This is a genomic window from Deltaproteobacteria bacterium, from assembly GCA_030654105.1.
GTDB lineage: Bacteria > Desulfobacterota > SM23-61 > SM23-61 > SM23-61 > JAHJQK01.
In genome coordinates, this window is the sequence record JAURYC010000019.1 from 1 (window position 1) to 4209 (window position 4209).

A 4209-nucleotide genomic window follows, 5' to 3' on the forward strand; every position below is an offset into this window, starting at 1 on the left:
GCTAACTCCAGCCGGTCGGCCGGAAGTTTTTCGTAGTAGGAGGTATTATCTGTCGTGGTGAAGGCATTGGAGGTCCCGCCATTGGCCTGGATCATCCGGGAGAACTCTTCCGGGCCCAATTCTTTGGTTCCTTTGAACATCATGTGCTCGAAGAGGTGGGTAATCCCGGTGATACCTGGCCTTTCATACCGGGATCCCGCGGCGAAGTGAACCTGGTAAGAAACAATAGGCAAAGAATGGACTTCGCCTACAAGGAGATGCAGGCCATTGGCCAGCCGAAATTCTTTAAATTCCAGGAGTCTAATCAATTCATTCTTCCCAACGGATGCACTGGACCGGACAACTGTCAATGGCTTCCTGGATTTTCTCCTCGGATGCCCCGGTGGGGTTATAAATTTCCGACAGGTCTTGATCGTTTAGACGGAATACTCTCGAACATATTTCTGCGCCAAGCCCGCAGGAAATGTAATCATTCGGCTCCACATAAGGTATCCTGGCCATAGAGATTTCCCTTTCTCCTTTAGGCAATGAGAAAAAAATTGGAAGAAAACCTAAAAATTATAACATTGAGGATGGGGAATGTCATCCAATCAATTAATCTCGCCCGCTGCAACGGCATAAGCCCGCTCCCGACCATGAAATAGCCATTGCCTTATTTGGCCAAGCCAGGGGTCCTTCCTGCCCGAACCGGCACACCAACTGGGAGAAAGGGCCAATCTTCAAAACTAGGGGTGGGCAAGGTCAATTAATCCCAAGATGAACACCATCAGGATTGACTTGCCTTGGGCCTTAGGCAATAATGCATTCATTCGCAAGAAATAATTACTCCTTTCGACACGTACGCTGAGGATAAAGGGTAGAGGAAGATGACTCGGGTTTATCTCGTTCGGCACGGGACGACCGAATGGAACAAAGAGGAAATTTTCCGCGGCAGGGTGGACTGCCAACTTAACGAGACGGGCCGGGCCGAGGCTAAGGCTTTGGCCGAATATTTTCGGGATGCTAACTTGCATGGGGTTTACAGCAGCCCTCTTTCCCGCGCTGAGGAAACGGCCCGGGCCATCGCCGAAATGAAGGGTCTGCAGGTGATCCCCGAGGCGGCGTTTATCGACATCGACTTCGGTGAGTGGCACGGCCTCCCCTTAAGAGAAGTGAAAGAAAAATACCCCGACCTCTACCGGGCTTGGCGGGAGCGGCCGCAGGCCGTCACCTTTCCCGGAGGGGAGAATTTGGCTCAGGTGAAAGCTCGGGCCTGGGAAGGTCTCCAGCGGGTGGTGCGGGAGAACCCGGAAAAGACCGCCCTGATTGTCTCGCATCGCGTTGTTACCAAAATTCTGATCTGCGCGGTCCTGGACCTGGAGGACTCTCATTTCTGGCAGATCAAGCAGGATACCACAGCGGTCAACTGCTTTGAATACACCCGGGGAGTTTTCGTCATTTCTTTGATCAATGACACCTGCCATCTGCAAGCAATCCATTCCGGTGCTTGGAAAAAGGATTTTTAATGAAGCATTGGCGGCGAAAAGTATCTGCCTTCTGGGTCGAGCGGCTCCGTTTTCAGCTGAAGACGGCTTGGGACATCTTTTGGGAAGCCCGCCGGGCCTTTTCTCAGGATGGGTGTATGAATCTCTCGGCAGCCCTGGCCTTCTATTCGATTCTCTCTTTGATCCCTTTCCTGTTTTTACTGGTCTCGGCAGCGGGGTACATCCTCGGCTCTTCCGAGCAGGCTCACCAGATGGCCATGTCTTTTTTCGATCGTTTATTCCCTCAGGCTAGCACCCTAATATTCAGGGAAGTGCGAGCCATTTCGCAACGCGCTGGGGTTTTGGGTTGGGTGGGGTTTCTCTCCATGATCTGGACTGCCAGCGTTATTTTCTCCTCTTTGGAGTTTGCCATGGGCGTGGTCTTCCGGGTGGAGCGGAGGAGACCCTTCTGGAAGTCTAAATTACTTGCCCTCTCAATGATCCCGGCCTCGGCTCTGATTTTTTTCCTTTCTCTGTTTGTGACAGCTTTTGCCAAAGTCATGGAGACCTATGAATTTAAATTTTTTGGGTTAAACCTTATGCAATCCGACTTGTCCGAGTTTCTCGTGGGCTACCTCCTTCCCTATCTGGTTCTGGCGCTGGGTTTCACGGCCATTTACAAGATTATTCCGAATACAACGACTTCTTTTCGTCATGCTTTAGCTGGGGGGACGAGCTGCGCGTTTCTTTTCGAAGTCGCCAAACATTTTTTCACCTGGTATGTCGGGCGCTCCCACCAGTACAATATTATCTACGGGTCTTTGGAGGCCATCGTCATTCTGGTGGTTTGGGCCTCTTATTCATCGATCATTCTTTTATTCTGTGCCGAGGTGGTCTCGGCCTACCGCCGGCGGGATATCACTCTTTTGGAAAAAGCCTTTCTGTGAAACAAGGAAGATGATTTGAACCCAAGTGAAAAAGGCCAACGGGCCCGGTCTCTTTTCTTTTATGGGACCTTTCATTTTATTGATGACGGTTTTGCCGATTCCATTTATCTTCTCCTTCCTTTTATAGCGGCCGAATTACATCTCTCCTTCAGCGAGGTGGGGATCCTTAAAGGGGTCTTCTCGGGGGCCATGGGCCTCTTCCAGTTTCCTTTGAGCCTTCTGGGGGAGAGGGTAGGAGAATTGACGGTGGTCGCCAGCGGAACGCTCGGCCTGGCTGGGGGATTCTTGCTTTTGAGCATGGCCACCACTTTCCCGGCCATTATTCTCGCCCTCATTCTCGCCAAAGGAACAGCCGCAGGCCAACATGGTCTGAGTTCTGCCGTCCTCTCCCGGGTTTTTGAAGGCCCTGGGCGACGGGCAGCGATGGGAACATTTAATTTTTCGGGAGATGTAGGAAAAGTTTGTGTCCCCTTCTTATTGGCGATTTTAATTAATTTCGTAGGCTGGCGGTCGGCAGTATTCAGTCTGTCTATAGGCGGGATTATCCTGGGGACGATTCTCTGGACCCTGGCCAGGAAAAGTCAAGCCAGTCCACCGTTACCCCAAGCCAAGCAGGGGCAGGTTTCAGAAGGGAGTCGCTGGGGGATCAGCGATCCGCAGGGCTTTTCCGCTCTCCTCACCATCGGGATCATCGACATCTCTACCCGCACCGCTTTGCTCACTTTCCTCCCTTTTCTTCTGCTAAAGAAAGAGATTCCCGCTGCTCAGGTTGGTTTCGCCCTTACTCTTCTCTTTGCCGGAGGGGCGGTGGGGAAGTTTGCTTGCGGGGTACTGGCGGAATGGTTCGGGGTCATCCCCATGGTGGTAGTTACAGAAGCCCTCACCACTGCGGGAATATTATCTTTATTCTGGGCTCCTCTTTCAGCCGTCTGGATTCTTTTGCCGCTGGTGGGAGTGGTTCTGAACGGGACTTCTTCCGTACTCTATGCCACCGTTGCCGAGATCATCTCTCCCGCTGGTCGATCCCGGGGTTACGGCCTATACTACGCCATCACCTTAGGAGCAGGGGCCGTATCTCCAATCATTTATGGTTTGATCACTGATTCTTTGGGGCTTTCCTTTACGCTCATCAGCACAGGCCTGATGGCTTTGATCACCATTCCTCTGAGCCGCTATCTTTCCCGGGCTAAAGCCAGCTGATCAATAAAGTGTCCCCGGATTTCACACCTAAAAGCGGGGGACAACGCAAAACCTATGCATGTTCAGTGGTAGCGTGCAACCGCAGACCAAGCGCCCTCACGACCTTAAGCACCGTAGCGAATTCTGGATTGCCTTCGGGAGACAACGCCTTATAAAGGCTCTCGCGCCCGAGACCCGTCTCGCGAGCGATTTCGGACATCCCCTTGGCGCGGGCGATGTCCCCCAAGGCGGCTGCCACCAGCGCAGGGTCGCCCTCTTCGAGTGCAGCTTCCAGATAGGCGGCCATGTCCTCTTCGGTTTCCAGATGTTCCGCTACGTCCCAGGGTTGGGTTTTAGTCTTTGCCATGACAATCTCCTATAGTTCTCGCGCAAGATCCAGCGCCGTCTTCATGTCCCGGTCTTGGGTGTGCTTGTCGCCGCCAGCAAGCAGAACCACCAGCGTCTGCCCGCGCTGCACGAAATAAACCCGGTAGCCGGGACCGTAGTCAATACGCAGTTCCGAGACGCCTTCTCCCACAGGCTTCACGTCGCCAGGGTTGCCCAGCGACAGGCGACGGATGCGAGCATCGATGCGCGCCCGCGCTTCTCGATCACGCAAA

7 protein-coding genes are annotated in these 4209 nt (G+C 53.1%); 3 read left to right on the plus strand and 4 right to left on the minus strand.

The window, feature by feature from the left end; all coding sequences use genetic code 11:
• Both Q7V48_00675 and Q7V48_00680 read right to left on the minus strand, forming a co-directional pair.
• The coding region (locus tag Q7V48_00675; GenBank protein MDO9209255.1) for an insulinase family protein at positions 1 to 308 on the minus strand (308 nt) is incomplete at its 3' end.
• Position 309: 1 nt separating this feature from the next.
• Positions 310 to 501, minus strand: a complete 192-nt coding sequence (locus tag Q7V48_00680; GenBank protein MDO9209256.1) for a ferredoxin — start codon at positions 499 to 501, stop codon at positions 310 to 312.
• A 365-nt stretch (positions 502 to 866) separates the two neighbouring features.
• Here Q7V48_00680 and Q7V48_00685 point away from each other — a divergent pair, with 365 nt between their 5' ends.
• Genes Q7V48_00685 through Q7V48_00695 form a run of 3 tightly spaced genes read left to right on the plus strand, consistent with a single transcriptional unit; the run spans position 867 to position 3610 of the window.
• Positions 867 to 1505 (plus strand): histidine phosphatase family protein, encoded by a 639-nt coding sequence (locus Q7V48_00685; protein MDO9209257.1) that lies wholly within the window; start codon positions 867 to 869, stop codon positions 1503 to 1505.
• Positions 1505 to 2410, plus strand: a complete 906-nt coding sequence (locus tag Q7V48_00690; protein MDO9209258.1) for a YihY/virulence factor BrkB family protein — start codon at positions 1505 to 1507, stop codon at positions 2408 to 2410. Before Q7V48_00685 ends, Q7V48_00690 begins: the two co-directional genes overlap by 1 nt.
• A gap of 15 nt (positions 2411 to 2425) precedes the next feature.
• On the plus strand, positions 2426 to 3610 hold the full coding sequence (locus Q7V48_00695) for an MFS transporter (GenBank protein MDO9209259.1): 1185 nt from the start codon (positions 2426 to 2428) through the stop codon (positions 3608 to 3610).
• 52 nt (positions 3611 to 3662) lie between these two features.
• Here Q7V48_00695 and Q7V48_00700 read toward each other — a convergent pair whose 3' ends face one another.
• Together Q7V48_00700 and Q7V48_00705 are read right to left on the minus strand one after the other, a co-directional pair.
• Positions 3663 to 3956, minus strand: coding sequence for a putative addiction module antidote protein (locus tag Q7V48_00700; protein ID MDO9209260.1), 294 nt, complete (start codon positions 3954 to 3956; stop codon positions 3663 to 3665).
• A gap of 9 nt (positions 3957 to 3965) precedes the next feature.
• On the minus strand, positions 3966 to 4208 hold the full coding sequence (locus Q7V48_00705; GenBank protein ID MDO9209261.1) for a type II toxin-antitoxin system RelE/ParE family toxin: 243 nt from the start codon (positions 4206 to 4208) through the stop codon (positions 3966 to 3968).
• Between the last annotated feature and the right edge of the window lies 1 nt (position 4209).

Bases quoted from the DNA above. Each gene is read 5' to 3' on its own strand.
- Q7V48_00680 (MDO9209256.1), bottom strand. From the start codon at position 501: ATGGCCAGGATACCTTATGTGGAGCCGAATGATTACATTTCCTGCGGG.
- Q7V48_00685 (MDO9209257.1), top strand. From the start codon at position 867: ATGACTCGGGTTTATCTCGTTCGGCACGGGACGACCGAATGGAACAAA.
- Q7V48_00690 (MDO9209258.1), top strand. From the start codon at position 1,505: ATGAAGCATTGGCGGCGAAAAGTATCTGCCTTCTGGGTCGAGCGGCTC.
- Q7V48_00700 (MDO9209260.1), bottom strand. From the start codon at position 3,956: ATGGCAAAGACTAAAACCCAACCCTGGGACGTAGCGGAACATCTGGAA.